At 37.5% G+C, this 26644-nt stretch carries 28 protein-coding genes; 15 read left to right on the top strand and 13 right to left on the bottom strand.

What is annotated here, in order from left to right:
• Window positions 1–257: 257 nt before the first annotated feature.
• Entirely contained in the window at window positions 258–1550 is a 1293-nt protein-coding gene (locus ACTF48_RS00225; protein WP_438961121.1) for an aminopeptidase P family protein, read from the top strand.
• A 71-nt stretch (window positions 1551–1621) separates the two neighbouring features.
• Complete coding sequence (locus ACTF48_RS00220) at window positions 1622–1978, top strand: hypothetical protein (RefSeq protein WP_438961120.1); 357 nt, start codon at window positions 1622–1624, stop codon at window positions 1976–1978.
• Between the two features lie 60 nt (window positions 1979–2038).
• On the opposite strand, the gene ACTF48_RS00215 is transcribed toward ACTF48_RS00220, so the two are convergent.
• From ACTF48_RS00215 to ACTF48_RS00200, 4 genes are read right to left on the bottom strand one after another with little or no spacing between them, the layout of a single operon-like run.
• Window positions 2039–3124, bottom strand: coding sequence for a CNNM domain-containing protein (locus ACTF48_RS00215; protein ID WP_438961119.1), 1086 nt, complete (start codon window positions 3122–3124; stop codon window positions 2039–2041).
• Between the two features lie 32 nt (window positions 3125–3156).
• Window positions 3157–4131 carry a porphobilinogen synthase gene (gene hemB, locus ACTF48_RS00210; RefSeq protein ID WP_438961118.1) on the bottom strand — a complete coding sequence of 325 codons (975 nt, stop codon included), beginning with the start codon at window positions 4129–4131 and terminating at the stop codon, window positions 3157–3159.
• 4 nt (window positions 4132–4135) lie between these two features.
• The gene (locus ACTF48_RS00205; RefSeq protein ID WP_438961117.1) at window positions 4136–4522 is read right to left on the bottom strand and encodes a hypothetical protein; all 387 of its coding nucleotides are present in this window, start codon (window positions 4520–4522) and stop codon (window positions 4136–4138) included.
• Window positions 4523–4582: 60 nt separating this feature from the next.
• Entirely contained in the window at window positions 4583–5335 is a 753-nt protein-coding gene (locus ACTF48_RS00200; protein WP_438961116.1) for an SDR family NAD(P)-dependent oxidoreductase, read from the bottom strand.
• A 308-nt stretch (window positions 5336–5643) separates the two neighbouring features.
• On the opposite strand from ACTF48_RS00200, the gene ACTF48_RS00195 reads away from it, so the two are divergent.
• The 9 genes from ACTF48_RS00195 to ACTF48_RS00155 all read left to right on the top strand — a co-directional run bounded on the left by ACTF48_RS00195 (window position 5644) and on the right by ACTF48_RS00155 (window position 15606).
• Window positions 5644–6648, top strand: coding sequence for an AAA family ATPase (locus ACTF48_RS00195; protein WP_438961115.1), 1005 nt, complete (start codon window positions 5644–5646; stop codon window positions 6646–6648).
• Window positions 6649–6697: 49 nt separating this feature from the next.
• The gene (locus tag ACTF48_RS00190; RefSeq protein ID WP_438961114.1) at window positions 6698–7279 is read left to right on the top strand and encodes an outer membrane protein; all 582 of its coding nucleotides are present in this window, start codon (window positions 6698–6700) and stop codon (window positions 7277–7279) included.
• Window positions 7280–7397: 118 nt separating this feature from the next.
• Window positions 7398–8261, top strand: a complete 864-nt coding sequence (locus tag ACTF48_RS00185; RefSeq protein ID WP_438961113.1) for a DUF58 domain-containing protein — start codon at window positions 7398–7400, stop codon at window positions 8259–8261.
• Window positions 8258–9892 (top strand): hypothetical protein, encoded by a 1635-nt coding sequence (locus tag ACTF48_RS00180; protein WP_438961112.1) that lies wholly within the window; start codon window positions 8258–8260, stop codon window positions 9890–9892. Before ACTF48_RS00185 ends, ACTF48_RS00180 begins: the two co-directional genes overlap by 4 nt.
• Complete coding sequence (locus tag ACTF48_RS00175) at window positions 9889–10902, top strand: vWA domain-containing protein (RefSeq protein ID WP_438961111.1); 1014 nt, start codon at window positions 9889–9891, stop codon at window positions 10900–10902. The genes ACTF48_RS00180 and ACTF48_RS00175 overlap by 4 nt, the downstream gene beginning before the upstream one ends.
• Window positions 10903–11207: 305 nt before the next feature.
• Entirely contained in the window at window positions 11208–12239 is a 1032-nt protein-coding gene (locus ACTF48_RS00170; protein ID WP_438961110.1) for a VWA domain-containing protein, read from the top strand.
• The gene (locus ACTF48_RS00165) at window positions 12232–13074 is read left to right on the top strand and encodes a tetratricopeptide repeat protein (protein WP_438961109.1); all 843 of its coding nucleotides are present in this window, start codon (window positions 12232–12234) and stop codon (window positions 13072–13074) included. Before ACTF48_RS00170 ends, ACTF48_RS00165 begins: the two co-directional genes overlap by 8 nt.
• A gap of 1 nt (window position 13075) precedes the next feature.
• Window positions 13076–14845, top strand: a complete 1770-nt coding sequence (locus tag ACTF48_RS00160; protein WP_438961108.1) for a BatD family protein — start codon at window positions 13076–13078, stop codon at window positions 14843–14845.
• Between the two features lie 2 nt (window positions 14846–14847).
• A complete protein-coding gene (locus ACTF48_RS00155) occupies window positions 14848–15606 on the top strand; it encodes a tetratricopeptide repeat protein (protein ID WP_438961107.1) in 759 nt (252 codons plus the stop codon).
• Window positions 15607–15678: 72 nt separating this feature from the next.
• On the opposite strand, the gene ACTF48_RS00150 is transcribed toward ACTF48_RS00155, so the two are convergent.
• The 3 genes from ACTF48_RS00150 to ACTF48_RS00140 all read right to left on the bottom strand — a co-directional run bounded on the left by ACTF48_RS00150 (window position 15679) and on the right by ACTF48_RS00140 (window position 18272).
• Window positions 15679–16191, bottom strand: coding sequence for an acyl-CoA thioesterase (locus ACTF48_RS00150; RefSeq protein ID WP_438961236.1), 513 nt, complete (start codon window positions 16189–16191; stop codon window positions 15679–15681).
• A gap of 128 nt (window positions 16192–16319) precedes the next feature.
• Window positions 16320–16877, bottom strand: coding sequence for a GNAT family N-acetyltransferase (locus ACTF48_RS00145; RefSeq protein WP_438961106.1), 558 nt, complete (start codon window positions 16875–16877; stop codon window positions 16320–16322).
• Between the two features lie 414 nt (window positions 16878–17291).
• Window positions 17292–18272, bottom strand: a complete 981-nt coding sequence (locus ACTF48_RS00140) for an SPOR domain-containing protein (protein ID WP_438961105.1) — start codon at window positions 18270–18272, stop codon at window positions 17292–17294.
• A 216-nt stretch (window positions 18273–18488) separates the two neighbouring features.
• Between ACTF48_RS00140 and pheS the strand changes: the two genes are divergently transcribed.
• From pheS to ACTF48_RS00125, 3 genes are read left to right on the top strand one after another with little or no spacing between them, the layout of a single operon-like run.
• Entirely contained in the window at window positions 18489–19508 is a 1020-nt protein-coding gene (pheS, locus tag ACTF48_RS00135) for a phenylalanine--tRNA ligase subunit alpha (protein WP_438961104.1), read from the top strand.
• The gene (locus tag ACTF48_RS00130; protein WP_438961103.1) at window positions 19509–19928 is read left to right on the top strand and encodes a GTPase; all 420 of its coding nucleotides are present in this window, start codon (window positions 19509–19511) and stop codon (window positions 19926–19928) included.
• Window positions 19925–20323 carry a hypothetical protein gene (locus ACTF48_RS00125; protein ID WP_438961102.1) on the top strand — a complete coding sequence of 133 codons (399 nt, stop codon included), beginning with the start codon at window positions 19925–19927 and terminating at the stop codon, window positions 20321–20323. The genes ACTF48_RS00130 and ACTF48_RS00125 overlap by 4 nt, the downstream gene beginning before the upstream one ends.
• Before the next feature lie 347 nt (window positions 20324–20670).
• Here the strand turns inward: ACTF48_RS00125 and ACTF48_RS00120 are convergent, their stop codons facing one another.
• Window positions 20671–21204 (bottom strand): 3-hydroxyanthranilate 3,4-dioxygenase, encoded by a 534-nt coding sequence (locus ACTF48_RS00120; protein ID WP_438961101.1) that lies wholly within the window; start codon window positions 21202–21204, stop codon window positions 20671–20673.
• Between the two features lie 114 nt (window positions 21205–21318).
• Between ACTF48_RS00120 and ACTF48_RS00115 the strand changes: the two genes are divergently transcribed.
• Entirely contained in the window at window positions 21319–22080 is a 762-nt protein-coding gene (locus ACTF48_RS00115; protein ID WP_438961100.1) for an exodeoxyribonuclease III, read from the top strand.
• A gap of 61 nt (window positions 22081–22141) precedes the next feature.
• On the opposite strand, the gene ACTF48_RS00110 is transcribed toward ACTF48_RS00115, so the two are convergent.
• Genes ACTF48_RS00110 through panD form a run of 5 tightly spaced genes read right to left on the bottom strand, consistent with a single transcriptional unit; the run spans window position 22142 to window position 26605 of the window.
• Window positions 22142–22684, bottom strand: coding sequence for a TlpA family protein disulfide reductase (locus tag ACTF48_RS00110; RefSeq protein ID WP_438961099.1), 543 nt, complete (start codon window positions 22682–22684; stop codon window positions 22142–22144).
• Window positions 22685–22700: 16 nt separating this feature from the next.
• The gene (gene radA / locus ACTF48_RS00105) at window positions 22701–24068 is read right to left on the bottom strand and encodes a DNA repair protein RadA (protein ID WP_438961098.1); all 1368 of its coding nucleotides are present in this window, start codon (window positions 24066–24068) and stop codon (window positions 22701–22703) included.
• Window positions 24069–25235, bottom strand: a complete 1167-nt coding sequence (locus ACTF48_RS00100; RefSeq protein WP_438961097.1) for an alpha/beta hydrolase — start codon at window positions 25233–25235, stop codon at window positions 24069–24071.
• A 38-nt stretch (window positions 25236–25273) separates the two neighbouring features.
• Complete coding sequence (locus ACTF48_RS00095) at window positions 25274–26248, bottom strand: lysylphosphatidylglycerol synthase transmembrane domain-containing protein (RefSeq protein WP_438961096.1); 975 nt, start codon at window positions 26246–26248, stop codon at window positions 25274–25276.
• A 6-nt stretch (window positions 26249–26254) separates the two neighbouring features.
• Window positions 26255–26605, bottom strand: a complete 351-nt coding sequence (gene panD, locus ACTF48_RS00090) for an aspartate 1-decarboxylase (protein ID WP_438961095.1) — start codon at window positions 26603–26605, stop codon at window positions 26255–26257.
• Between the last annotated feature and the right edge of the window lie 39 nt (window positions 26606–26644).

Below are 26644 nucleotides of genomic sequence, written 5' to 3'. Positions count from 1 at the left end.
CTTAAAAATATTCCATTCCTAATAACTTAAATTCAATTTAGTATAAGTATTCTGCTTAGTATGGAATAGTTTGAGCAGCAATATTATTGCTGGTTGTAAGGTGTTTTTTAGTTAAAAGAATTGCTAATAAAGCTTTAAACCTTTGTCATATCTTTTTACCATAGTATCTTGCTGGCAGTTGTGGATATGGTTGTTTTATCCGGCTTTCGCCAAAGCGTAATAACCCCACCACATCATTTTAAAACACTACCAGAATTATGAAATACCATCCTGTAGACCCCAAATTATTTATCAAAAACCGCAAGAATTTCATGGCCAAAATGAAGCCGTCTAGCCTTGCTGTTTTTAATTCTAACGATGTTTTTACCACTGGTGCAGACAGTACGATGCCTTTTAAACAACATCGTGATATCTTTTATTTAAGTGGTGCAGATCAAGAAAACACTATACTTGTTTTGTTTCCAGATAGCCCAGATCCTGCTCACAGAGAAGTACTTTTTGTCACAGAGACTAATGCACATATTGCGGTATGGGAAGGAGAGAAGTTGACCAAAGAAAAGGCTACTGAAGTTACTGGTATTAAAACAGTGTACTGGTTGAGCGATTTTGATAAGAAGTTTTTTGAAATGATGACGCAGTGCGACACGATTTACTTTAATACTAACGAGCACTACCGCCAGGCTGTAGAGTTAGAGTCTAGAGAAGATCGATTCATTAAAAAGACCAAAGCACAATTCCCAGCACATAATTATGCAAAGTCGGCACCTATCATGCAGCGATTGCGTGCGGTAAAGGACCAGATAGAAATTAACCTATTACAAGAGGCTTGTAATATTACAAATGCTGGTTTCCGTCGAGTGCTTGAATTTACTAAGCCTGGTGTGATGGAATATGAAATAGAAGCTGAGTTTTTACACGAGTTTATAAGAAGTCGTAGTGATGGATTTGCTTACACACCTATTATCGCTAGTGGTAATAATGCAAATGTGTTACATTATATAGAGAATAATCAAGAATGTAAAGACGGCGAATTAATCCTAATCGATGCTGGAGCAGTATATGCAAATTATGCCAGCGATATGTCTAGAACTATTCCTGTAAATGGTCGTTTTACTGACCGACAGAAAGAAGTTTATAATGCGGTCCTGAGAGTTAAGAATCAAGCGACAAAAATGCTAGTTCCAGGAACACTCTGGAAAGAATATCATGTTGAGGTGGGAAAATTAATGACTAGTGAATTACTAGGTTTAGGACTACTCGATAAAGCCGATGTTCAAAATGAAAATCCAGACTGGCCGGCTTATAAAAAATATTTCATGCATGGAACGTCACACCACATAGGACTGGATACGCACGATTACGGTATCTTATGGGAACCTATGCAGGCTGGAAATGTCTTTACGGTAGAGCCTGGGATTTATTTACCAGAGGAAGGTTTTGGAATACGATTAGAAGATGACGTGGTAGTAAATGCAAATGGTGCACCATTTAATTTAATGCGTGACATTCCTATAGAAATAGAAGAGATTGAAGAGTTGATGAATAAATAGAAAGTTAATTATCTCATTGAAAACGCTGTTCCACTCAAGTGCAACGGCGTTTTTTGTTTTACTTTTACCCCATGAGCAGAGATGAACAATTAAAACAGCGCTGGGCGCAGACTACGGCTTTTTTTCAAGAGCGATTCAGTGATGGTGAAGAAATGGACCTCGATGCTATTCTATTTATAATAGGTGTGCAAGAGTTAGGTCAGCTGCATCGCAAGTTTAAAAAGGATGAAAAATACCAACTCATGCACATAGCAATATGTCGTGTGCTGGAGCCTTATGGATATTATGAGTTCTCACATTTTGACGATGATAAATGGCCGCACTATACGGTTAAAGAGAATTTACCACCACTAAAGGCTGGTGAGCAATCGTTACTTATGAAAGAAGCGATTGTACAATATATGATGGAAGCTGAGGTGATTGAATAGATTTATGTAAAAGAGTTATTAAAAGAAAGAGTTTCTTAGTGACTTTTATAAACCTTCACCTTAATCTGGCGTTTCGAGACCTAAAGACTTAGACCTTTTTTCCCAGTTTTTACGAGCAAGTTGTTGCATGTCCTCGACGTTATCACTTTCGTCCATGATTTCTAGTCCTAACATGGTTTCTATAACATCTTCCATGGTGGCAACTCCTTGAACACTACCAAAGTCATCTACCACTAGCGCCATGTGTTCTTTAGTAGCAATCATTTTTTCAAATAATTGCGGTATAGGCATACTGGAAGGTACCATAGCAATCTCACGGCGCAAATCTTCTAAAGTCTCTGCTGGTTTATCATGGATAATATCTGCTAGAATGTGATCTTTAAGTACGTAACCTTTTATATCATCGCGATTAATTCCATAAATAGGAATACGAGAAAATCGCAGGTCTTGATTCTCCTTAAAAAAGTCCTTAATCTTCATAGATTGCGGTGCCATAAACATAACAGAACGTGGTGTCATGACGTCTTTTACCTCAATTTTATTAAAGTTCATCAGGCTCTTAATGTATTGACCTTCAGTAGGTTCAAATACACCTTCTTTCTCGGCAGTGTCTGTAATGGCTATAAAGTCTTCACGAGTCATGGTATTCATGTGAGCACTTTTCCCTATGGCTTTAGTGGTGAGTTGTAATATCCATAATATACCAGTCCATTTAAGTGGAAAAATCATAATATTTAAAGCTCGAGTAGTAAAGCCAGCTAGACCTTGCCAGTAAGTCGCTCCGATTGTTTTAGGAATAATCTCAGAAACTACTAGTATAAGCACCGTCATGATTCCAGAAATAATCCCTACAAACGGTATTCCAAAATAGCTGCTGTTATAATCACTTGCACTTACCATATTTTCTGCCTGAACACCTACGAGAATAGCACCTACAGTATGTGCCAGTGTATTTAAGGTTAGAATGGCGATGAGTGGTTTATCCACATCAGCTTTTAGTTCTTGTAATGAAGTAATATAAGAGGCACCTTCTTGATTTTTTACTTTCATAAAAGTATCTGTAATACTTAGCAATACTGCTTCTAAAATAGAACACAGAAAGGAAAAGAAAATCGATACGGTTGCGTAAATAAGGAGTAATCCCATGAATAGTTTTTTGTAAAGTTAAATAAGAAAAATCAACCTAATAATTTCACCACATCTTTAGCAAAGTAACTAGCTATTAAATCAGCGCCAGCTCTTTTAATTGCGGTAATTTGTTCCATCATCACAGCATCGTGGTCTAGCCAGCCTTTCTCAGCCGCAGCTTTGAGCATGGCATATTCACCACTTACTTGATAAACGCTGATAGGAACTTCAACTTCGTTTTTTAAATCACGGACTATGTCTAGGTAACACAATCCTGGTTTTACCATGACAATATCAGCTCCTTCATCAATATCCATTAAAGTTTCTCTAATCGCTTCACTACGATTTGCTGGGTCCATTTGATAGGTTTTCTTATCGCCAAATCCTGGTGCACTATCCAGCGCATCTCTAAAAGGCCCATAAAAAGCACTCGCATACTTAGCACTATAACTCATGATTCCAGTATTCTTAAATCCTTCTTCTTCCAGCGCTTCACGTATGTATAAAATACGACCATCCATCATGTCGCTAGGTGCGACCATATCGGCACCAGCTTGTGCGTGTGAAATAGACATTTGGGCCAGTACTTCAGCAGTTTCATCATTTAGAATGATACCGTTTTCTACAATACCATCGTGACCGTAACTAGAAAATGGGTCCAGCGCCACATCAGTCATCACATACATGTCTGGAGCGACATCTTTTACCGTTTTAATAGCACGTTGCATGAGGCCATTTGGGTTCAGTGCTTCAGTTCCTTTATTATCTTTAAGGTTATCTGGAACTTTTACAAAAAGCAATACACTTTTCAATCCCATAGACCACAAGGTCTTTACCTCTTCTTTAAGTAAATCTAAACTGAATCTATAATAATCTGGCATAGAAGGTATTTCTTCCTTGATGTTATTTCCTTCTACTATAAAAAGTGGTACGATAAAATCATTTGGAGAAATAAAGGTTTCTTGAACCATAGATCTTATAGCACTCGTGGTTCTTAATCTTCTATTACGTCTTAGTGGATACATATTGTTATAAAGGTAAATCGTTCAGCAAAAATCGGAATTTTGAGGCGTATTGCGGCACTTTTAAGGTAACCTTTTGAGTATCTGTAAAAATGGTAATGCTAGGAATGGCTTCTCGAGCATCATCGTGCAATGGATATTGCTCTGATATAAATCTATTAATTTTAAGCACATCTTCATTAGTGAGCTCTACAGACTGCGTGCCTTGATCAGACTTATAAGTCATATAACCTTCCCTAAAACTTATGCTACTTCCTTTTTCTTTGCTCATGCGAAAACTAATACTAAAATCTTGAGTCGCAAAAATCTCGTTGATGTTCTCTGCAGTAACATCGGCAGTTTGCTGGCAGGATATGATTACAAATAGGAGTAGGATTGAGATAAAGTTTTTCATGGTTATTTTATCAATGTAAAAACCTTACCCTTTTATGGTTAGGGAAAAGGTTTCGACACATTACAATTCCTTCTTTAAAACAGTACTACTGGCTTGTGCGGTACACATCACCGTTAAATCAGCAATATTAACGTGTGCTGGTCGGGTAAGAGCAAATAGAATCACGTCTGCCACATCTTGGGCTTGTAAGGCTTGATATCCTTGATAGACCTTTTGAGCTCTTTCAGTATCTCCTTTAAAACGTACTTTACTAAAATTAGTTGCTACCAGTCCTGGATTCACCGCGCTTACACGTATTCCATACGGGTTTAAATCCAGTCGCATTCCAGTAGTAATCGCATCTACCGCGTGTTTAGATCCACAATATACGTTACCATTAGGATAGACTTCTTTTCCAGCAGTGGAACCTATGTTAATGATCTGACCTCGTTTACGATCGCGCATTTGTGGAATTATGGCATGACTTACATAAAGCAATCCTTTTACATTAATATCCATCATCGCGTCCCAGTCTTCTAGACTACCTTTATCTATAGGGTCTAGTCCGTGAGCATTTCCTGCGTTATTAATGAGAATATCTATCTCGTTAAATGGCTCGCTTAAACTCGCTATTTGAGTAGCAACTTTTTCTTTATCGCGCACATCAAATTCAAGAGTTTCTATAGGAATGATAGCGCTTAACTCTTCTTTAAGTGCTGCTAGTTTCACTTTATTTCTACCACATAACACGAGTGAAAACCCGTTTTCAGCTAGTGTGATGGCTGTGGCTAGACCTATACCGCTGGTTGCTCCAGTGATTAATGCTGTTTTCATGGCAAGTGCTTTGTACAAAAGTAAGGAATAGTTCTCATGCTATATGACTTATAAATCCTGTTAGAATTTGCCTTATACCATTTTGTGTTTTTAAACAAAGGGATTAATGAGTTCGCTTTCGCGAAAGCGAGATCTGAACAATTTTAATGTTTTTGCGTTCAATAGATGAATTAATCGCTAAAAGTCTCTGGAAAGTGGTATTCTTACCTTTTTACGAATTTTTATACATTTTTAACGCACGATTAACAGCAAACATGATAAGAAAACTACATTTTGCGTGTTAGAATTAATGTAATAGTAAATCACTTATGGAGCAACAAAATTCTGCTATCGATATAGCTAGTATTAATGAGAAAGTAGCTCAGGAAAGTCAATTTGTGGACTTACTGGTAAATGAAATGAATAAAGTAATCGTAGGCCAGCAATATATGGTGGAGCGATTACTGATAGGATTACTAGGTAGAGGACATATACTTCTAGAAGGAGTTCCAGGACTGGCAAAAACACTTGCCATTACCACACTTTCTAAAGCTGTAAGTGGATCTTTTTCTAGAGTGCAATTCACACCAGATTTATTACCGGCCGATGTAGTGGGAACCTTGATTTATAATATGAAAGAGAATGATTTCTCGATTAAGAAAGGTCCTGTTTTTGCAAATTTTGTACTAGCCGATGAGATCAACCGTGCGCCAGCAAAGGTTCAAAGTGCATTACTTGAAGCCATGCAAGAAAAACAAGTAACTATAGGTGATACTACCTTCACGCTAGAAAAACCATTTCTAGTAATGGCTACCCAAAACCCGGTAGATCAAGAAGGAACCTATCCATTACCGGAGGCGCAAATGGACCGTTTCATGTTAAAAACAGTGATCGATTACCCTACTATTGCAGACGAGCAGTTTATCATGCGTGCAAATCTTAAGAAAGATTTCCCAGAGCCTAATCCTGTTGTGAGTATAGAACAAATTTTACGCGCCCAGCAAGCGGTAGAAATGGTGTATATGGATGAGAAGATTGAGAAATATATCTTAGATATCATTTTTGCAACGCGTTATCCAGAAAATTATGGACTGCATGATTTGAAACCGTTAATTAGTTTTGGAGCATCTCCACGTGGATCTATTAATCTTGCTAAGGCTGCAAAATGCTACGCATTTATTAAACGTCGTGGTTATGTGGTTCCAGAAGATGTGCGTGCGGTAGTACTAGATGTATTGCGCCACCGTATAGGAATTACCTATGAGGCCGAGGCTGAAAGTTTTACTACTGAAGATATCGTAAACAAAATCGTGAATACGATTGAAGTGCCGTAAAACAGTTTAGAGTAACAGTCCTCAGTTTACAGTAAAATAAGCTTATCATATGATGTTGAAGCGTTTAGTTTTTCTTTTAATTATTGCGACAGCTTTACATTCCCATGCACAAGACAGCAACTGGAGTGTTGAGGCGAGTTATCCATACACCTTTGGAGATAATTTTGTAGATGAAGGCTATAACGGCGCAGCAGATTTAGGTGTGAAGTATAAAATAACATCTTATGACGCGATGGATATAGGAGCTTCATTTAACGTTGGCGCTTTTATAAGAGATGATAGCAGGTTTGATAATAATATTGACGCTAGTGGAAGTGCAGTGCTATTCCAACCCAGAATATTTGCGTCTTTTAAGTTGAATCAGTTCCCGCAAATTCATCCTATGGTAGGATTGGGTTATTCCATATTTGCTTTTAGTCAGGATGAACAGAATTTTGCCGGAGCAAATTTTCAAGAAAACAACTCTGATGATGGAGTGAATATTAATGCTGCGATCGCTTATGATGTTACTGATCATTTGTTTGTTCAAGTACAATATGATTATGTAAGATTGAGCGCTAGAGATTTTCTGGATGTATCTTATAATAGAAATGTAAATATCATAAAACTAGGAATAGGGTACCGATTGTGAAGAAGTTAAAAACAAAAGCAAAACAAAAAATAAAAATAAGTTGAGTTCTAATGATCACACGTAAATTCAACTAATAACTAATAACTAATAACTAATAACTGCGAGCAACGCGAGCACTATGGATACTAAAGAACTCCTTAAAAAAGTACGTAAAATCGAGATCAAAACGCGTCGTTTGAGCGATGCTGTTTTTGGTGGTGAGTACCATAGTGCTTTTAAGGGACGTGGAATGACTTTTAGTGAAGTGCGCGGTTATCAATATGGTGATGATGTACGTAACATAGACTGGAACGTTACTGCAAAGTATAATGAACCCTTTATAAAAGTATTTGAAGAAGAACGTGAATTAACACTCATGCTTGTTGCAGATGTGAGTGGTTCAACACTTTTTGGGACCCAAGAACAAATTAAGAAAGAGATTATTACAGAGCTTTGTGCCACACTCGCTTTTAGCGCATTGCAAAATAATGATAAAGTAGGATTGTTACTTTTCTCAGATCAAGTGGAACTTTTTGTGCCGCCTAAAAAAGGGAAATCCCACATTCTTAGAATCATTAGAGAGTTACTAGAGTTCCAGCCACAACACAAAACCACTAATATAGGTGGCGCACTAGAATACATGGCTGGAGTTTTGAAGAAAAAAGCCATCGTCTTTGTACTATCAGACTTCATGGCGACAGATTATGATAAAACACTTAAAATCATAGGTCGCAAACACGACGTAACAGGAGTGCGCATTTATGATGAACGCGAGGCAAACATGCCTAATATAGGGTTAGTTCAATTTAAAGATCAAGAATCTGGAAAAAGTGAGATGATTAATACCAGCTCAAAGTCAGTAAGACGCAAGTATGCTGCTTACCATCTAGAATGTGCTGATTATTTTAAAAACGCATTTACTAAGTCTGACAGCGGTGCGATAGATTTAGAGACTAAAGAAAGTTATACTAAAAAACTACTAGGATATTTTAAAGCACGATGAAGCACTTAATTCACATATTCCTTTTAGGATTTATAGCTATTACACAAGGACAGGCACAGCAACCTGTTCAAACTACTGTAGATCGTAACGAGATTTTAATGGGTGAAGAGATAAAGCTAGGAATTACCGTGGAGGCTGCACCTACAGATTTAATCATTTTCCCAGAACAACAAAAACTGGGTGCTTTAGAAGTTATAGAGTCATATCCTATAGACACCATACGTGATAACAATAGGTTACGATTATTTAAAGAATATGGAGTGACACAATGGGACTCTGGAGATTACTATGTGCCGCGATTAAAGATTCTTAAAAACGATTTAAGCATCTTATCAGACTCCATGCTCATAAAAGTGCGCGAGGTACAAGTTGATACTGCAAAACAAAAAATGTTTGACATAAAAGCCGCTATCGATATTCCAGATACTAGGCCTACAGACTGGAGCTGGTTATGGTGGTTATTGCTATTAATTCCATTAGGGATTGTGGTATACCTGCTTACGCGAAAGCGTGAAAAGAAAACCTATGAGGAAACCTTACAGCCTTATGAGTGGACCAGATATCGTTTAACTAAACTGGATGAAAAGCAGCTCATAGAAAATAAACGATCCAAAGAATATTATACTGAGCTTACCTATATCATTAGAAAATATATAGATTCTAAAGTATATGGTCATGCTCTAGAAAGTACAACAGGACAGCTTCTAGGTGAGCTTAAAACTGTAATGGCTGAGCGTGGTATGAACATTACTTCTACCACTGAAAACAGATTAAAAGAAATCCTAGAAAGAGCAGATTTAGTGAAATTTGCCGGTGTAGCACCAGACGCTATTACTGCCAAAGAAGACCGACTGCACACTACAGATATTATTTATAACATCCACCAAGTACTGCCTCCACCTACTGAGGAAGAATTAATGATGGATGCAAAATACCGCAGGAAACAAGAGCTTAAAGCGCGCAGTAAAAAAATTGCTATAGTCGCTGGAACAGCACTTGTAGCACTGCTCATCGGTTTAGGTACTTGGGTATATTTTGAAGGAAAAAATAATGTAAAAGATGTTCTTTTAGGTAATGAGTTGAGAGAGTATTATGAGCAAGACTGGTTGCGATCTGGTTACGGTATTCCTGAAATAGCTATAACCACACCTGATATTATGGTTCGTGGAGAAGAGAATAACTTACCAGCAGATCTTGCTAGCTACATAGGAGCATTTGATAACTTTAAACTAGGTGATCGTGGCGATAAACTCACCGTAAACGTTGCTACATTCTTATTTAAAGAAGGTGCTGAGGTAGATAAACTCACAGCTCAAAATTTGATAGGTCCTATAACAAGCGGTTTAGAAAAAGATGGTGCTACTAATATCATTATGCTCGATAAAAAACTGGAACATAATGGAATGAAAGGAATTGAGTTTACCGGTAACTTTGAATATGACGGTAATAAATATGAATATGATTACTGGATTTTTAATGAAAATGGAGGTATGCAACAAATTTTTGTGACCTACTTAGAAGATGATGAAGAAGATAAAACGAGAGAATACGGTAGGTTGATTAAAGAGCGTATTTTAAATTCTGTTGAGATTGCAAAAGAGGAAAAACCTAAAAAACAATCTGGCAAATGATGAACTGGTTCAATAGTATAGAGTTTTTGCATCCTAAAATGTTTTGGTTGCTACTGGTTGTGCCACTTGCTTTAGCATGGTATTTCTGGACGCATAGAAGACAGCAAGCTCAGGTTAGCATCTCAAGTTTAAAAGGTTTTCAAGCAGAAACTTCATGGCTGGCAAAAATGCGACCACTGTTGTTTATGTTAAGATTACTAGCCTTAACCTTGATCATAATGGCTTTGGCGCGACCTCAAACCACTGATGTCACTACCAAAACTAAAAAGACCGAAGGAATAGACATCGTACTAGCAGTAGATGTAAGTGCCAGTATGCTGGCTGAGGACTTAAAACCTAACCGCCTTGAAGCGACTAAAAAAGTAGCATCAGACTTCATCATCGGTAGGCCTAATGACCGTATAGGAGTCGTAGTTTATGCTGGTGAGAGTTATACTAAAACGCCTATTACTACAGATGAGACGATCTCGCTACGTGCTATAAAAGAAATCGAGTTTGATGGTGTACTGGAAAATGGTACTGCTATAGGAATGGGACTTGCTACCGCAGTAAACCGTTTAAAAGATAGTGAGGCACTAAGTAAAGTTATTATTTTAATGACTGATGGTGTAAATAACAGTGGTTTTATAGATCCTAAAATAGCGAGTGAGCTAGCCCTAGAATACGACATAAAAGTGTACACTATAGGAATAGGAACTAATGGAAACGCTCCATCTCCAGTGGCTCAAATAGGTAAAAACAGATTCCGCATGGCGATGATGCCTGTGGAGATTGATGAGGAATTAATGAAGCAAATCGCGACTGATACGGGCGGGAAATACTTTAGAGCTACAAACAATAAAAAACTAGCCGAAATCTATGGAGAAATAGACAAGCTAGAAAAAACAGAAATTGAAGAATTTAAATTTATTAATACTGAGGAAAAGTATCGATTACTCGTACTGCTGGCTCTAGGTTTTATCACCTTTGAGATGTTGTTGAGGTATACCGTTTTTAGGACGGTGGCGTAGTAAATTGAACTCAAACTCAAACTCGAACTCAGAATTGAATAAAAAAATGATGAATAATGAAATTAAAAACCAACATCAAAAGTTCCTTCCCTTGAGGGAAGGCTAGGATGGGTGTTGCGCATTTAATTAAAAAATAAAAGTAAAAACGAAAAATAAAATCAAGTGAAACTTTCTCTCCGTTGGAGAGGACTGAGGAGAGGCAAAAGAAGAAATATGGAATTAAAGGTAACTTATGTAAAATTAAAACCGTTTTCGACTATCGCTCAAACTCACATTTCGTTTATTACAGATAACAGATAACAAAAATGTACTTATTAGAAGAGAAAATATACTTTTGGCTACTATGCATCATTCCGGTGCTGGTACTGCTATTTGTGCTGCTATCCTACTGGCGTTATAGAGCACAACGCAAGTATGCTGATAAGCAAATGCTTTCTCATTTAATACCTGACCGCTCCTGGTTCAAGCCTATTTTAAAATTAGTTACCATAAGTGTCGGGATATTATTTTTAGTACTTGCACTAGTAAACCTTAAAGCAGGAACTAAAATAGAAACCATAAAACGAGAAGGTGTAGACATAGTCTTTGCGGTAGATATTTCTAAATCCATGCTTGCCGAAGATATCGCACCTAGCCGTTTAGAAAAATCACAACAGTTAGTGACTCAAATCATTAATAACCTAGCCAGTGACCGTATAGGGTTGATTGCTTATGCAGGATCTGCCGTGCCACAATTACCCATTACGACTGACTATAGCAGTGCCAAGATGTTCCTCCAATCCATGAATACAGACTTAGTCTCTAGTCAAGGAACTGCTATTGCTGAGGCTATTCAACTGGCCGAAAGTTATTATGCTGAAGATAGTGAAGCCTCTAAAGTTATGGTTATTATCTCAGATGGTGAGGATCATGAAGGAGAAGCGCTTGATTATGCTGAGGCCGCTGCAGAGAAAGGAATACGTATCATTACCATAGGCGTAGGAACCGCAAAAGGCGGTACTATTCCTATAAAACGCAATGGTATCGTGCGTGAGTTTAAGAAAGATAATGAAGGTAAAACCGTTATTACTAAGCTCAACTCAGAAACCCTAGAAGAAATTGCCAGCACAGGTAACGGGATTTATATAGATGGAACCATCACGGCCCATGTAATAGATCAGCTCAAAGATGAACTAGCGGGAATAGATAAAGTAGAATTTGAATCACAACAATATGCTGATTTTGAGTCACAATTTCAGTGGTTTTTAGGTTTTGGTTTGTTCTTTTTACTTTTGGATCTATTCTATTTAGAGAAAAAAACAGCGTGGCTTAAAAAATTAAACCTATTCAATGAGTAAGAGTCATACACATATTATTTGTCTGTTTGCAGTGAGTTTTTTAGGTCTCGCTTTCGCGAAAGCGCAACAAAATACATCACTCGATAAAGAATATTATAACGCTGTTGCTCAGGCTCAAGAGCAAACTGCCGAAGGAGATTTTAATCAAGCAGAAGCATCATATCGCAAAGCAGCAGCGCTCAAACCAGATGCCGCTGAGGCCACTTATAATCTAGGAAACTTGTATTATAATAACGATAAGAAATATAACGCCGTTGAGAATTATAAAAAAGCTGCTGAGGCAGCAACTACTAAGGCAGAGAAGCACAAAATATTTCATAATCTAGGAAATTCATTTTTGGAAAATAAGCAGTATGATGAGGCTGTAGAGGCTTATAAAAATGCCCTACGCAACGACCCTACAGATGATGAAACTCGTTATAATCTAGCACTAGCAAAACAAGAAAAAGAAAAAAACGGCGGCGGTGGCGGCGGTGATGATGATCAAGACCAGGACCAGGACAATGATCAAGACAGCAAGGAAGGTGATAAGGATGAGAATAGCGATGGTAAAGATAAAGGCGACCAAAAAGAAAAGGAAGGCGAGGATCAAGAAGGCGATAAAGGTGATGAAAAAGAAAGTGATAAGGGAGAAAACAGCGAAGGAGAGAACGGTGACGGAAAGCCTAAAGAGCAAGATCAAGGCAAGCAGCCACAACGCGTAGAAGGAAAATTAACACCGCAGCAAGCAAGACAGTTGCTCGAAGCGATGACTAATGAAGAACAAAAGATTCAAGAAAAAGTAAACGCAAAAAAAGCCAAAGGCAAGAGCGTTAAAACAGAGAAAGACTGGTAATATGAAACAATTAATCATTTTCTCTTTATTAATCATAACCAGCTGGAGCAGTTTAGCTCAAGTGGAATTTACGGCTACGCCTTCTCGCAATAAAATTGCTGTTAATGAACGGGTACGTGTAGAGTTTAAAATGAACGTATCTGGAGATAATTTTACACCACCTAATTTTGAAGGTTTTCAAGTGGTAAGTGGTCCTATACAATCGTTTTCTCAACAATGGATAAACGGAAAAGGAAGCGTTAGTAAATCATATACATACATATTAAAGCCTAATAAAACTGGTAGGTTAAAGATTAAACAGGCCATCATGGAACATGAAGGCGCTGAGTATAAAACCATACCTTTTGACATAGCAGTTTCTAGTGCTGTAGATGATCCTAAAGACGCAAATAGTCAAGAAATTACTGCCAGTACAGATATACATTTAGTCGCTGAGGTTTCTAAATCAAATCCATATTTAAACGAACCTATTAAAGTGGTTTATAAATTATATGTGGCAAATAATACAGGCGTGAGCGGCTGGAATGAAATAGATACCCCTAAGTATCCAGATTTCTGGTCACTGAATGTAGATAACCGTAATGCACAGGTTAAAAATGGTACGTATTTAGGCCAGCCTTATCGTTACCTTCAGTTACGAGAAGTAGTCCTGTATCCTCAAAAGACGGGTGAACTTGTTATAGAACCACTTACTTTAGACATTAATGTAGAAGTACCTACTAATAGAAGAGATTTTTTTGGTAGAACTATATTTACTACTAAGTCTAAAACTGTAAGTGCAGGAAGTAGAAAAATAAATGTAAAACCTATACCTACCGCAGGTCGTCCTGCAAGTTATACTGGTGCAGTAGGGAATTTCAAGTTTAAAGTAGAGCTGGATAAAGCACAAATAGAAGCTGGAGAAAGTCTCAATGCGGTCGTTAAAGTAGGTGGTACAGGAAACTTAAAGTTAATGGAGCTACCTCAACTTAAAGTGCCACAAAGTCTTGAAGTTTATGAGCCAGAACGCAAGAATGCGGTAAAAACCAGCATTTCTGGTATGAAAGGAACTATAAGCGATACTTATGTGATTGTACCGCAGTATGGTGGTAAATATGTGTTGCCTCCAGTAGAGTTCTCTTATTTTGACCCTAAAAAAGAGCAATTCATAACTGTAGATAGCGGCGAGACCTTAATAGAGGTAAATGGTCCTGCGCCAGCACCAGGAAGCAATACGGCTACAACAACTGCTACAGGACCTGGGAAGAACTATATAGGTAATGATGCTCAGTTTGCTTTTATAAAAACGACTACTAATTTAGTGAATAAGGAACAGACTTATTTCTTTAATTCTACGGGATACTGGTCCGTTTTAGGCGGTTCATTATTATTTATACCTATTGCTTTAATGGTGCGCCGCAAGCAAGAGTCTATGGCTAGTGATGTGGTAGGTAATCGTATTAGAACGGCAAATAAATTGAGTAAAAAATACCTTAGTGCCGCAAAGAAGAATCTAGGAAATCACGAGCAATTTTATATTTCTTTAGAAAAGTCGCTTCACAATTATTTAAAATCTAAACTCCATATTCAAACTGCTGAAATGTCTAAGGATAGAGTCAGTGAATTATTGCTAGAAAGAGGCGCTACTAAAGAGACTAAAAAAGAGTTTATCGAGCTGCTCGCAAGCTGTGAATTTGCGCGCTATACACCATCTTCTGATAGTGGAATGCAACAAGATTTTGATAAGGCAGGTAAAGTGATTAATGAAATTGATAAACAATTAAAACGCTAATTATGAAGTGGATAACAAGCCTTTTATTTTTATTAATTGTTTTACAAGTTCAGGCTCAAGAAGAAACAGCTCAAGTTGCTTTTGACAAAGCAAATCAAGCCTACACCTCTGAGAACTATCAACTTGCTATAAAAAGCTACGAGCAAGTTCTTAAAACAGATTTTCATAGTGTTGAATCTTATTTCAATTTAGGGAATGCTCATTATAAACTGAACCAAGTAGGTCCTGCTATTTATAATTATGAAAAAGCTTTAATGCTTGATCCAGAAAATGAAGATGTATTGAATAATTTACAGTTTGCAAAACAAATGCGTATAGATGCTGTTGAGGCTATGCCAGAAAATGAACTGGAATCTCAGGCTAGTTCTATAGCTAGTGTGCTTACCATTGATGAATGGGCTTATGCGAGCATCATGTTTTTAATTGTTACTGTGTTATTATTTATTCTATACCATTATTCTCAAACCGCAGGGAAAAAGAGATTGTTTTTTATTTTAATGTTGCTCTTTGCTTTAAGTACGGTAATAACTATCATGATAGGCTTTTATGCTCAGAATAACCTTAATAATGAGCAATATGCCATTGTTTATGCCGCAGAGTTTACGGCTCGTGATGAACCTAAATTAAAGGGTAATGCGAGTTTTGTAATTCATGAAGGAACTAAAGTAGAAGTCCTCGAAGAATTCAACGACTGGGCTCGTATAGCATTAGAAAACGGTAGTAAAGCTTGGGTGACTTTAGATACCCTTAAGAAGCTATAGATCGTACTGTATAAGGCTTATATATGCGCTTGCACTTAATCATCACAGCATGATTGTGGTATTAAAGATGATTTAATCCTCAAAAAGAGCCTTCAATTCAGTAGCATCTTTTGCCTTCATTTTACCAGCAAGAACGAGGCTTAACTGTTTACGTCGCAAAGCGGCATCATATTTTAATTTTTCGTCTTCAGTCTCTGGTAGGATCACAGGAATTTGAACAGGACGTCCAGTTTCATCTACAGCTACAAATGTGTAAATAGCTTCATTAGCTTTTGTTTTTTCACCACTTTCTCGATCTTCAATCCACACATCCATAAAAACCTCCATGGAAGATGTAAAGGCGCGTGTTACTTTTGCTTCTATAGTAACCACACTACCTAGTGGCACCATTCTATTAAACGCTACATGATTTACAGATGCAGTCACTACTATACGTCTAGAATGTCTACGAGCAGCAATACTTGCCGCGCGATCCATACGTGCTAGTAGCTCACCACCAAAAAGATTATTCAGCGGATTTGTCTCACTAGGTAAGACCATATCTGTAACAGTAGTAAATGATTGTGAAGGCGTTTTAGCATCCATAGCTTTAATTTTTTGCAAAGGTACGTCGTAGCTTTTCTTTTCAGTCTAAATGTTACAAATGCTAAGGATTATTTAACGTGAAAAACTCTTTCAAATCATGAGATTATTTTAAATTTAGGGAACATAACTCACTTCATCTTCTCCTTTTCCCATTCCTCACGAGTCTGCCTGTAAATAATAAAATCTTTCTCTGCAGGATAAGGTTTATAAGCAGTCATTTGGTTATTCAGTGCTACTTTTTGTGAGCCTATATTATCTTTATGGATGACTGAAATTAAAGCATTACCAAATTCTCGATCAAACCCATTTTTAAACCCAGTATTTTTAATAAAACGTGCGGCCTCGCTAGCATAGCCTTGTTGCCAGTATTCAGGTAAAATAGAATAACCTACTTCTAGTTGTTTAGTATCTCCTATATCTTGAACAAGTAACCCAGCTTGACCTATCATCTTGCCTGTTTCTTTATGGATTAATACATTCATGCCACCAGTCTGTTCTTTATAACGAGTAAGCGCTTTATCAAACCATTTCTCGCAACGCTGCTGCTGATTGAAATTCTTATCCATAGAAAGAAATGTCCCTACTTCTGGGTAAGCAAAAAGTGGTAACCATTCTTCAAAGTCAGTTTCTTTGAGGAGTCTGAAGGTTAAGCGCTCGGTTTCAAGGTTGGGTAAGAGGTATATCATAAAATGAATTTAGTAAAAATTAGAATGAATTGCTCTTATGAGTAGAGGTTTATAATCTAAGGATTCTGATCTCAACAGAAAACAGCAAAAATTATTACCAATTCACATTCCTAATGTCGCATATAATTCGTTTCTTTTTTGCCTATATTTTAAAATAAAATGAAACCGTAGCTTAGGCTATGCTTTAATTTTCTTTATCATCTAATCAAAGAATAATTCAAATTAAGAATGTGGCATTAGAAACATAAATTGGTATAAATACATATTTTTAAAAAATAAATATGTCTGGATAAGCTTGTCTAAGTCTACTTGTTGTAAAGATGAAAGTTAATTTTAATACCTTTTGAAACAACGGTAAGTATTAGCGAGATAATGACCCCAAAATAGTGAAGCTTAAAAATGTAAAATAGAAAACTACTTTGAAAGAGAACCTGTAAGTAGCCAAGCACTAGTAAAGCCTAATTTTCTCAAACGGTACAACTCATTAATCGCGTCATTGCGGTCTGAATGGCTGGAGAAGGCTACATTATGTAACCCATGTTTATTAACACCTATACGTTCTGCTTTATAGCCTTTGCTTTTAAGTTGGGATACTTTTTTATCAGCATTTGCTGGATCTCTAAAGGCGCCGGCAACGATATGGTGATTCTTGACCACTGGAGCAACCTCAAGTTCAATACTCGGCAGCGGATTACTTACCATAAAAGTAGCTTCTTGAATTTGGCGAGTCACTTGCTCGTCAGCCATTTCTTGAACAGCGATCTCGTTTTGAGATTCTTGAACCTTATAAGTGTTAACACCTACATAGCTTAATCCTATCAGTACAGCACCTATGGCAGCATAGCGCAACCAGGGCGTTTTAGCTGTTTGAGCAGCTGGAACGTGTAAAGGAACTACAGGAGTTTCTTCTTCTTTCTCTACAACTGGCTCTGTGGTTACTGTTGCTGGAGCGATAGCAGTTTCTACGGGAGTTCTATCTACTGCATAAGTCTCGTGAGTAGCAAGTCCAAAAGCCTCAGGCAAATAATTTACCACATACATCGGTAAGAATTGCAATGATTGCTCTTCATTACGAGTAAAACGCCCTATTTTATGAAGTGTAATAACGCCCTTAGTATCTAGTTCATGATCCAGAAAGCGCACATAATTGCGCACTTCTTGAACTGCCTGCTGGTAAGGAATAGACTCCACTGTTGCTACATAATTTACCAGTAACCCATCATTTTGCTGGATTTGAGCATTAAAACTTAATCCTTTTTTAGGCGGATATAAAGTATGTGTACTTGCAAAGTGCTGAGCAGGCACACGACGTGATATAAACGCACCAAAACCAGGTAGCACCACACATTCATGGCGATATAGTAAGTCAGATATGTAAGTAGCAATTTGCATCATACAAATTTATAAAAATTATAGTTTACTGAACTCTAGCGAGTCGAGTAGTTATTAAAAATATAAATTTCTTCAGAAGGAATTGGTTTTTAGTGAATACGCTTTCGCGAAAGCGTGGTTAACAAGAATTACAGTACAGTTATTAACAGGTTGTTCACAATTATCTTTCTGCGGTTCTCATTTTAAAAATAACTAAATTTGCATTCATAATTATATACCATGCTGGACCGAGTAAAGGAACATATTGAGAAAGTAAAAAACTTTAAGGCTGATTCTAAGGATGCTATTGAGGCGTTCAGAATAGAATATCTAGGAAGTAAAGGACTGTTGAAGGAGTTTTTTGCAGCTTTTAGAGAAGTGCCTAATGAGCAAAAGAAAGATTTTGGTCAGGCCATTAATGAGCTTAAACAAAAGGCAACTGATAAAGTAAATGCCCTTAAAGAATCTATAGAGTCTAAGCAAGAAGAAGCTGGCATGTATGGTGATTTAACACGTACTGGCTATCCTATGGAAATAGGTGCGCGTCACCCTATATCACTGGTTAAAAACCAAATTATAGAGGTCTTTTCTCGTATAGGTTTTAACGTGAGTGAAGGACCTGAAATTGAAGATGACTGGCACAACTTTACCGCACTCAACCTGCCAGAGCACCATCCAGCTCGTGACATGCAGGATACGTTTTTTATACAAACTGATCCAGATGTTCTGTTAAGAACTCACACTTCAAGTGTTCAGGTACGTTATATGGAAGAGCATAAACCACCTATAAGAACCATTTCTCCAGGTCGTGTGTTCCGTAATGAAGCGATAAGTGCTCGTGCACACTGTATTTTTCACCAAGTAGAAGGATTATATATAGATAAAGACGTGAGTTTTGCAGATATGAAGCAAACGCTCTTGCACTTTACTCAAGAGATGTTTGGTAAGTCTAAAATCAGACTGCGCCCATCATATTTCCCATTTACAGAACCTAGTGCAGAGATAGACATCTACTGGGGACTTGAAAATGAAACCGATTATAGAATCACAAAAGGTACTGGCTGGCTAGAAATAGGTGGTTGTGGTATGGTAGATCCTGCAGTACTTACTAATTGTGGAATCGATCCAGAGGAATATAGTGGTTTTGCTTTTGGTATGGGCGTAGAACGTATCGCTATGTTGTTATACGGAATAGGTGATATACGCCTGTTTTTTGAGAACGATGTACGTTTCTTAAAACAGTTTTCTAGCGCTATTTAAGTGATTACTCAACTCATTTTTGTTTATAATGCAAACTCAGGAATGGTGAGCTCGTTGCTAGATAGTGCGCATAAAATCATCAGTCCGGCGACTTATGATTGTAGGTTGTGTGAGCTTACCTATGGCGTTTTTAAAGAAAATGAGGAATGGATACGCTTTCGCGAAAGCGTATCTCAAAACTATCCCTACTTACAATTAGAATTTCTCCATAAAGACGAATTTGCTAAAAAATACTGGTCTAAGTGGTTGCCTAAATATGATTTCCCGATTATTTTAAGTGCTAACCAGCAGGATATGTATAATGATGGTCTGGGCAGTAATGGTGGATTAGATGTTTTCATTAATGCAACTGAGGTGAAAGCAATGGAAAGTTTAGAAGAGTTGATAGAATTGATTGAAAAAAGATTAAAAGAGTCATGAAAAAAGATATTCTCATCCCAGAAGTAAAAGATGTACACATTGCGGTAGTTAAAGAGTGGAATGAAGACTTCTCCTCAAACGACTGGAATATTTATTTGATTAATAACCGTCGTGAGCCACTAGAGTCTGTTATGGTTATGAGTCGTGGTAAACATCGTGATGGGCGCAAAACGTCTACTTTTAGACACGCGTTTCCCGTTGTCGCCGCAAAAACAGCCGTAAAGGTAGAGTTGATTATGGAGCAGGTATTTCCATTTCTTAATGAGTTTATACTTACTTATTTTATAGGCCAGACCTTATATGATAAAACGTTTATGGCAGCACCTAATACTATAAACGAGAAGAACTTTAGTGATTTACCTGTAATGGATAAAGAAGGTGTGTTGTTGAAATAGACAGCAGCGCTACTTCTCAAATCGAATTAACTTGAAATAAGCATTACGTATTAAAAGATAGATTACCACGCTACTATCGTAGCTCGCAGTGACTGTTAAAGACGTCCTTACGAGGAGTGCGCGACGAAGTAATCTGCTGTTATAGCTGTGAACTTTTTTAAATCTAAATCCCTAAAGGTTTGCCAAACCTTTAGGGATTATTGTTTTATTATACTCCGTATACTTTTTTTGATACCAAACCTCACAGATTTTGGTTTCACCGATTTATAATTATTTTAAAATCTTTCCTTTTTCTAGAATTGATATAGATTTTACTGGCGAAACCTGTGAGGTTTTAGCTTGATCATCTACCCCACAAACCGCTCATCCATAGCCATAGTCTCGCCGCAATTGTCACAAGTACGCAGCGCCTCACTGGCATAATATTCTTTAAATCGTGGCAGGAAATCCTTCTCGATATTATCTAATTTAAAATAAGTCTCGTGCAACTTATGGTTGCAGTGATCACAAAACCAAAGCAATCCATCTACATCATCCTTACTGGTGCGTTTACGTTCTATGACAAGTCCTATAGAGTTTTCATGGCGCACTGGTGAGTGCGGTACTTTTCCAGGATGCAAGTACATATCTCCAGGACCTAGTTTCATGGTTTTTTTCTCGCCATCTTCCTGGATATGAACCTCTATGTTTCCTTCGAGCTGGTAAAATAACTCTTCAGTCTCGTTATAGTGGTAGTCTTTACGAGCATTAGGGCCAGCCACAATCATGACGATGTAATCACCGGCATCTTTATATAAATTTTTATTTCCTACAGGTGGTTTTAAAGAATCACGATTTTCTTCAATCCACTGGTTGAGGTTAAAAGGTTTTGCTATGGCCATATCATTAAATTTAATGCCTTAAAGTTATGGATAATTCTGTTGTAATTTGGGTTTCGCTTTCGCGAAAGCGAAACAAAATTCACATATTTTTACACATTAATTACAATCCATACAATGAAAATCATATCCTATAACGTAAACGGCATACGTGCTGCGATGAAAAAAGATTTTATCACCTGGCTCAAAGCAGCAAATCCAGATGTATTATGCTTACAAGAAATAAAAGCAACTGAAGATCAAGTAGATACTGATGCTTTTAAAGAGGCTGGATATGAGTATCAATACTACTACAGCGCTCAGAAAAAAGGATATAGTGGCGTTGCGATTCTATGTAAATCAAAACCAGACCATGTAGAATATGGAACTGGTATAGAGGCTATGGATTTTGAAGGAAGAAACTTGAGAGCAGATTTTGGTGATGTGTCCATCATGAGTATGTATTTACCTAGTGGTACTAATGATGAAAGGCTCAGTTTTAAGTTTAAGTATATGGAAGACTTTCTGGAATATGCTAAAGAGTTACGCGAGCAACGACCTAACCTGATCGTTTGTGGTGATTATAATATATGTCATAAAGCCATCGATATTCATAATCCAAAGGGTTTAAAAAACACATCAGGTTTCTTACCCGAAGAACGCGAGTGGATGGATCGTTTTATCGCTAGCGGTTTCATAGATACTTTTAGAATGTTTAATGACGAGCCCGATCAGTACAGCTGGTGGAGTTATCGCGGTGGATCTAGAGCACGCAATAAAGGATGGCGTTTAGATTACCACATGGCTAGTGAACCATTAAAAGACCGTATTAAAAGAGCTGTGATTTTACAAAGTGCGGTGCATAGTGATCACTGTCCTGTGGTTGTAGAATTGGATTAGTCGCTAAACATGCATATATTTTCAACTTTCCATAAGGTTACTTTAGAGTTAGTAAAAGACTCTATTTAGCCAGCAGTCCGTCTATAACATTAACAAGTTGAGGTTGTACAGGTCGCAAAGCGTTATCATTTACCATATTGCCTTTTTTATCATAAAGCATGTATCTAGGGATACTATTTACATTGCGCAACTGGAATAATTTTGCCTTAGGGTAATTTGTAGCGATATAACTGTGCTCTGTAAAACCTTCTTCTTTATTTGCTCTTTCCCAGCTAGGTCGTTTAGTGTCTATAGAAATGTATAAGAACACCACGTCTTCACCTTTGTACTTTTCTTTGAGCTTTCTAGAAGCTGGCATCATAGCGCGGCATGGTCTGCACCAGCTGGCCCAGTAATCTATGTACACTACCTTGCCTTTGTGTTCATCTAGCAGCGCATCTAGGTCTGTATAACTACCGTCAGGCGTTTCTAGGTAAACTGTTTTCTTATCAGTAGTTCTGTCTACGGCGATAGCATCGGGCTTTAAGCTTTCTTCTTTTTTAGTTTTACAAGATGTTATACTTATTAAAGCGATTAAAAGAACTACTATAAATCTCAATTTCATGATGGTGTTTTTAATGTTAAGAGAACAAATATCTTACTAAATCTTCAATTTTTGAAAAGGCCTGAACATCAGTGCCTAGTTCTTTAAATTTTTGTTTTGCCGGAGCTATAAAGACTTTTTCAAAACCTAGTTTTGCTACCTCATTCACTCGTTGTTCCATGCGAGGAACCGGTCTTATCTCGCCACCTAGGCCTACCTCAGCACTAAAGCAATGCTGTGAAGATAGCTCTATGTCAAAGTTAGAGGATAAAATCGCTGCTACTACGGCTAGATCTATCGCTGGATCATCAACGGTGATTCCACCAGTGATGTTTAAGAAAACGTCTTTTTGACCTAGTTTAAAACCAGCTCGTTTCTCTAGCACGGCTAGAATCATATTCAGGCGTTTGAGATTATATCCAGTCGCACTGCGTTGAGGTGTCCCATAAACAGCTGTGCTTACTAGCGCTTGAACCTCTATCATGAGTGGTCGCATACCTTCCATAGTGGCAGCAATAGCGGTACCACTTAAACTATTACTGCGTTGGGATATCAACAGTTCGCTAGGGTTTTTTACTTCGCGTAATCCATGGCCTAACATTTCATAAATCCCTATTTCATGTGTGCTACCAAAACGGTTTTTCAACGCTCGCAAAATCCTGTAGGTATGATTGCGATCGCCTTCAAACTGTAATACCGTATCTACCATGTGCTCTAGAATCTTAGGCCCAGCGATGTTTCCATCTTTAGTAATATGACCTATGAGTAGTACTGGTGTGTTCGTTTCTTTAGCAAACTTAATAAGCTCACTGGTACATTCTCTAATTTGAGAAACACTACCAGCGGTGCTTTCTATAATCTCCGTTTGTAACGTCTGGATCGAGTCTATAATTAAGACCTCAGGTTCCATCTCTGTAATCTGGCGGAAGATGTTCTGGGTTTTAGTCTCTGTAAGTATATAACAATTAGTAGCGTTTTGCTTAATACGATCTGCGCGCATTTTAATTTGTTGCGCACTTTCTTCACCACTTACATAGAGCGTTTTAAATGGTAAATTAAGACAAACTTGAAGTAATAAGGTTGATTTCCCTATTCCAGGTTCACCACCTAATAAAGTTACTGATCCAGGAACTAATCCACCACCTAGAACTCTATTAAACTCTACATTTGTAGTGTCTAAACGAGGTGTTTCAGTGACATCTATTTGAGAGATGAGTTGAGGTTGTGGAGCACGCTTACGCGAAAGCGAATCACTACTTGCCGTATCCCAAGAAGGTTTCTTTTCTTTTTGAACGACCTCTTCTACGAGTGTATTCCATTCTTTACATGTGGTACATTGCCCTTGCCAGCGAGCATGCTGAGCGCCACAATTCTGGCAGAACCATGTGGTTTTAATCTTAGCCATCTATTTTTTATCTTGAAGCATTTCAACTTTATCAAGAACATCATCTGTAGTGATTCCTGCGGCTGGCTCTAGGGCATAAGCAGCGTTATAAGCTCTAAGGGCTCTAGACGGTCTGCCTATTCCTTCATAGCCTATTCCTTCTATAAAAGCACCATAAAGTTTTTCAGGATATGCTCTTGCTGCAAGTCCTGCAACGTCTATGAGCTCGTCATATTTCTTGTTATCTATAAGATGCTCTGCTACAGTAACGATGTCTATTAATCGCACTTGCATGTCTATACCGTAGACCTCTTTAATGAATTTGTATTTTTCTAGTAAGGTTTCAAGAGCTGTTGCAGCATCTTTTATTTCTTTACCATCTGCCGCCATGTTTGCTGCTACGGCTGTGTTTACTAGCGCATCTTCATCTATGAGCTTATATTCTTCAAAGATATAATTGAGTCCACGTGGTATAGCGTGTGCGCCTAGTCCATATTTATCTACACCTTTTATTTTTTCATAGTTGAGGTGAATGTTTTTGCGATTTTCTAATAAAGAATCTACAGATGCGGTAAACATATCATCGGTAAGGCTTGCTTTTTCTGGAGTAGCGACGTAGTAATACTGGTTGCTTTCCATTTGTGATATTTTAGTTACTAAATTTTCAGTAATAAGAGTAGAGTATTCTGGATCTATATTTATGTATGCATCAAAAGGGATTTTTTTACGCATGAGGTAAAAAGTAGCCAGGTTTGCAGTAATATCTTTACCTATAATGACGGTAAAAGGAGCAATGCGATATTCATCTCTCATAGTTTGAACCAGCTCCATGATAAAGTCCATGAACTTTGCACTTTGAGGTTCGGGAAAACCACTTTCTCTATTAATAGCTGTTTCATCATAACGGCTTCTACTCTGGTTAATTCCTAGCACAAAACTTTCAGGCATTTGATCCCAGTAAGATAGGTAATCCACATTACCAGCTACAGGTTCAAAGAGATGGTCCCCATCAAGCACTACTATTAATGGATAGGTTTTTTCAGGGTTTTCACTATAATTACGAGGTTTGAGTACTTTTATATTACGCTCAGTATCTAACACGTCACTGGGATATGCTCTGTAAAGTGCTTGAGAAAATAGGTGCTGACTGGTAAGTAGTAATACGATGAAAGTTAAAAGGTGTTTCATTTCATTTTTTTTGGGAACGAAATTTACAATTAATTAGACTAACGACTATTTTTTACAGACAGCATTATAAATGATACTAGACCATAAACTAAAACTAAGGCTGTTTGGGATAACCATAGTATCCATCCAAAAGAGGTGCCTAAAGTTCCAGAAACATTAAAAAGGAGTAAAACTTGTGCTATTAAATAAGGATAAGCGCCAAAACCACCATTAGTAAACGCCACAGCAAAACTACCTGCTACAAATGCGCTTAGAATTGCGCTCACAGGCATAAGAGCGGTTCCTGGAATGGCAAAAATACAGACATAAAACATGAGTAGATACATGAGCCATATAAAAACGGTGTGGAGTAGATAGAGCCATTTTTGTTGCATGGTCCATATCGTTTTAAAACCATCTTTAAGGCCAGCGATAAAGCTTTTTATTTTTTGAAATGGTTTTAAGTATCTTAATAAAAGGACCAGTAGAGCTATTGAAACACCTGCTATGATACCGTAAATAATAAGTTTTGAGGAGTCCGCTTTCGCGAAAGCGGAATTCAAACGCTCCATAAAGAAATCAATGATTACGTTTCCAGATAGGATTAATGCGGTAGCGGTAATAAGTAATAAAATGAAGAAATCCAGAACACGCTCTGCTATGATCGTACCGATGGCTTTATCTACAGGGACCTGATCTATTCTATTTACAACCACTGCTCGCGCCACTTCACCACTACGTGGTATGATTAAATTCATGGCATATCCAGTTCCTATAGCCGTTACATTTGTTAAAAATGATGGTTTGTGACCTATGGCCTTGAGCATATAATTCCAGCGCCATGCTCTCGATAAGTGACTTAAAAAAGCCAGTGCTAGCCCTAGTAAGATCCAGTTGTAATCTGCGTCAGCAAGATTAGATTTAATTTCATCTATCTGATCACGCGTGAATTGTGAGTATGATATATATATTAAAAAAACACCTAGCGCTAATGGTAGGGTGATTTTTAATGCTTTAAGAGATGCTTTTTTCAAGCTGGATTATGATAAGGTATTATCTGCCTCGTTAGGGAAAAGTAGTGTAGGTTTAAAAGCACGTGCCTCTTCCATAGTCATTTGTGCATAACAAATCAGAATCAATACGTCTCCAGGAGAGACCTTTCTTGCCGCTGCGCCATTAAGGGTGATCTCGCCACTGCCACGTGGACCTGGAATAGCATAAGTTTCTAAACGGTTACCGTTATTATTATTAACGATTTGAACTTTTTCACCTTCTACTATGTTTGCACCATCCATGAGATCTTCATCTATGGTGATACTGCCTATATAATTAAGATCTGCTCCTGTGACCTTAACGCGGTGGATTTTTGATTTTACTACGGTAATTAACATGTGGCAAAGATACGATTTGATATTATTTAAACCTTAAAA

The sequence above is a fragment of the Nonlabens sp. genome, from assembly GCF_965660805.1.
In the GTDB taxonomy this organism is placed as follows: Bacteria; Bacteroidota; Bacteroidia; order Flavobacteriales; family Flavobacteriaceae; genus Nonlabens.
Note: the sequence above shows the minus strand (reverse complement) of the source record. Positions and strands in the feature narration are given on the sequence as shown.

Coding starts and splice junctions, on each gene's coding strand:
- ACTF48_RS00125 (WP_438961102.1), top strand. CDS start 19,925: ATGAAAAAAGATATTCTCATCCCAGAAGTAAAAGATGTACACATTGCG.
- ACTF48_RS00155 (WP_438961107.1), top strand. CDS start 14,848: ATGAAGTGGATAACAAGCCTTTTATTTTTATTAATTGTTTTACAAGTT.
- ACTF48_RS00165 (WP_438961109.1), top strand. CDS start 12,232: ATGAGTAAGAGTCATACACATATTATTTGTCTGTTTGCAGTGAGTTTT.
- radA (WP_438961098.1), bottom strand. CDS start 24,068: ATGGCTAAGATTAAAACCACATGGTTCTGCCAGAATTGTGGCGCTCAG.
- ACTF48_RS00175 (WP_438961111.1), top strand. CDS start 9,889: ATGATGAACTGGTTCAATAGTATAGAGTTTTTGCATCCTAAAATGTTT.
- ACTF48_RS00180 (WP_438961112.1), top strand. CDS start 8,258: ATGAAGCACTTAATTCACATATTCCTTTTAGGATTTATAGCTATTACA.
- ACTF48_RS00150 (WP_438961236.1), bottom strand. CDS start 16,191: ATGGATGCTAAAACGCCTTCACAATCATTTACTACTGTTACAGATATG.
- hemB (WP_438961118.1), bottom strand. CDS start 4,131: ATGTATCCACTAAGACGTAATAGAAGATTAAGAACCACGAGTGCTATA.
- ACTF48_RS00120 (WP_438961101.1), bottom strand. CDS start 21,204: ATGGCCATAGCAAAACCTTTTAACCTCAACCAGTGGATTGAAGAAAAT.
- ACTF48_RS00145 (WP_438961106.1), bottom strand. CDS start 16,877: ATGATATACCTCTTACCCAACCTTGAAACCGAGCGCTTAACCTTCAGA.
- ACTF48_RS00225 (WP_438961121.1), top strand. CDS start 258: ATGAAATACCATCCTGTAGACCCCAAATTATTTATCAAAAACCGCAAG.
- ACTF48_RS00205 (WP_438961117.1), bottom strand. CDS start 4,522: ATGAAAAACTTTATCTCAATCCTACTCCTATTTGTAATCATATCCTGC.
- ACTF48_RS00115 (WP_438961100.1), top strand. CDS start 21,319: ATGAAAATCATATCCTATAACGTAAACGGCATACGTGCTGCGATGAAA.
- pheS (WP_438961104.1), top strand. CDS start 18,489: ATGCTGGACCGAGTAAAGGAACATATTGAGAAAGTAAAAAACTTTAAG.
- ACTF48_RS00110 (WP_438961099.1), bottom strand. CDS start 22,684: ATGAAATTGAGATTTATAGTAGTTCTTTTAATCGCTTTAATAAGTATA.
- panD (WP_438961095.1), bottom strand. CDS start 26,605: ATGTTAATTACCGTAGTAAAATCAAAAATCCACCGCGTTAAGGTCACA.
- ACTF48_RS00195 (WP_438961115.1), top strand. CDS start 5,644: ATGGAGCAACAAAATTCTGCTATCGATATAGCTAGTATTAATGAGAAA.
- ACTF48_RS00220 (WP_438961120.1), top strand. CDS start 1,622: ATGAGCAGAGATGAACAATTAAAACAGCGCTGGGCGCAGACTACGGCT.
- ACTF48_RS00160 (WP_438961108.1), top strand. CDS start 13,076: ATGAAACAATTAATCATTTTCTCTTTATTAATCATAACCAGCTGGAGC.
- ACTF48_RS00170 (WP_438961110.1), top strand. CDS start 11,208: ATGTACTTATTAGAAGAGAAAATATACTTTTGGCTACTATGCATCATT.
- ACTF48_RS00215 (WP_438961119.1), bottom strand. CDS start 3,124: ATGGGATTACTCCTTATTTACGCAACCGTATCGATTTTCTTTTCCTTT.
- ACTF48_RS00200 (WP_438961116.1), bottom strand. CDS start 5,335: ATGAAAACAGCATTAATCACTGGAGCAACCAGCGGTATAGGTCTAGCC.
- ACTF48_RS00190 (WP_438961114.1), top strand. CDS start 6,698: ATGATGTTGAAGCGTTTAGTTTTTCTTTTAATTATTGCGACAGCTTTA.
- ACTF48_RS00140 (WP_438961105.1), bottom strand. CDS start 18,272: ATGATGCAAATTGCTACTTACATATCTGACTTACTATATCGCCATGAA.
- ACTF48_RS00185 (WP_438961113.1), top strand. CDS start 7,398: ATGGATACTAAAGAACTCCTTAAAAAAGTACGTAAAATCGAGATCAAA.
- ACTF48_RS00100 (WP_438961097.1), bottom strand. CDS start 25,235: ATGAAACACCTTTTAACTTTCATCGTATTACTACTTACCAGTCAGCAC.